Below are 2,136 nucleotides of genomic sequence, written 5' to 3'. Positions count from 1 at the left end.
GACTGATAGAAGACAAACAAAAGAGCCAGAGGGGGCTCAGGCCTTAAAAGGGATAATCCTGATTAGCATTGAACCTTAAGGTGGGCATTAGACCTACCCCTCAATTTTCAATGGGTTTCGGATGGAACCACGAAAGATATAATTCTGTCACGAGAGCAGAGTCGGTCTGCTCGTAACTGCAATTGATACGGCAGGAGTTTCAGAGCGAACACGCCTGATTTTAATCCTCAGCAGCGCAGCGGGACATCTAATCCCGGAATTTGTTCAGGCAATGGCTTCTGCTTCCTTTGATCGCTGCCAGTCCAAAAGCTCTTTAATGGCCCTGGTCACTTCCTCCACACCGTGAATGATGTTGGGCGCATTAAGGTGAGCGCTGTGCTTGAGGTCGGTTTCCAGCTCCAGACAGGCTTCCAGAAGTCTTGGAGCTGCACAGTATCGGCAAGCACCATGAAGTCTGTGAACCCGATCCAGTAGCGGCTCGTGCAGATTATTTCGGAAGCTTTCTTCGATCGTCTGCAAATCCTCTGGCAGACCACCAAGTAGCATGGCCAACATTTCTCTGGCCAGTTCCTGGTTGCCGGCAGCAAGCTTTATGCTCTTCTCGACGTCTATCGGTGATAAGTTGGGTTTTACCTGTCTGGATAGATTTTCTTCAGTCGGTTCATCGGGTGCCTGCACCGAGTTACCCGTCCAGTGACTGATGGTGGTGACCAGTTGCCGGGTATTGACTGGCTTGGTCATATAGTCATCCATACCGCTTTGCAGAATCTGTTTGCGTTCCTCGGGCAGTGCGTGGGCAGTCACAGCAATAACAGGAATACGTTTATAGATATTGTTGATATTTCTGATTCGACGCGTCGTTTCTAATCCGTCAATGTCAGGCATCTGAACATCCATCAGTATCAGGTCGAAGATTTTCTGATGGCAGTATTCAATGGCTTCAAAACCATTGTGAGCGGTGGTTACAGACTGATTCATTTTTAACAGAATGGTTTCCAGTAACTTAAGGTTTACCTGGTTATCATCCACGATCAGGATATCCAGTTTTTTTTCAAATACTGCTTTGGCGGGTTGCATGACGTCGGTTCCGGAGAGTGTATTCGAGGTCATCCCCTGAATCGCCAGCAAGAGTTTGTTTCTGGCCACGGGTTTAAGGAGGCAGTGAATCCCGGTGGGCAGAGTTTCAGGGTGATTAGTGTTACCGGCCATGGCTAGAATCAAAACAGGGCTCTGTGTGAGATAGCTCTCGGCGATCCTCACGGTGCGTTGCAGACGATCATCACCCTGGCTCAGAAGAAGCAAGTCATAGTTATGATGGTTTTCAACGTAAGTTTGCAGCTCGTCCAGAGACTGAAACGAAGTGACTTTTAATCCCAGGCTTTGTGCCTGATGCCCAATGGAAAGTCTTGAGAGTTCCTGTGGCTCATAAAGTAATACATGATGGCAGCCAGTTATGGGTTCTGGCTTAAACAATACGTTTTCCTCTTTTATTGGATGGGCTCGAATGGTAAACCAGAAAGTAGAGCCTCTGCCAAGATCAGAATCGAGTCCGATTTCCCCTTGCATCTGTTCCACAAGACTTTTGCTGATAGCGAGTCCCAGGCCAGTCCCTCCGGCTTGTCGGGTTCTGCTGGAGTCGGCCTGTGAGAAAGCGTTGAAAATACGTGAGTGCTGTTCGGAAGTCAGGCCTGAGCCTGTATCCGTGACAGTAAACTTTAGTGTATGGACGTCAGAGTCATCCACTTGCTCCAGCATGACTCGAATGGCGACGCTGCCGTAACTGGTGAACTTGATCGCGTTGCTCACGAGATTGGTTAGAATCTGGGAGAGCCGCAGTTTGTCACCAATGATATCTTCAGGAGTGTCCTCGTAAATGAAGCTGGCCAGTTCCAGCGATTTATGGTGCGCTGCAGGGGCCATAATAGCCAGAACATCATCAATCACTTCCCGTATACTGAGTTGCTGATTGTCCAGTTCGAGCTTGCCTGCCTCAATTCTGGAGAAGTCGAGAATGTCATTCAGCATGGTCATAAGACTCTGGGCAGACTTCTCAATAGTCTACAGGTACTCCCTTTGCTGTGATTTAAGTTCCGTTTCAAGCAACAGGGCGGCATAGCCGGAGATTCCGTTCAGGGG

1 protein-coding gene is annotated in these 2,136 nt (G+C 48.8%); it reads right to left on the bottom strand.

Features of this window, described 5'->3' with window-relative positions:
* Window positions 1-264 precede the first annotated feature (264 nt).
* A complete protein-coding gene (locus KDK18_RS08160; protein ID WP_257254410.1) occupies window positions 265-2,031 on the bottom strand; it encodes a response regulator in 1,767 nt (588 codons plus the stop codon).
* Window positions 2,032-2,136: the final 105 nt, after the last annotated feature.

The organism is Endozoicomonas sp. SESOKO3, assembly GCF_024606255.1.
Note: the sequence above shows the minus strand (reverse complement) of the source record. Positions and strands in the feature narration are given on the sequence as shown.

Coding starts and splice junctions, on each gene's coding strand:
- KDK18_RS08160 (WP_257254410.1), bottom strand. CDS start 2,031: ATGACCATGCTGAATGACATTCTCGACTTCTCCAGAATTGAGGCAGGC.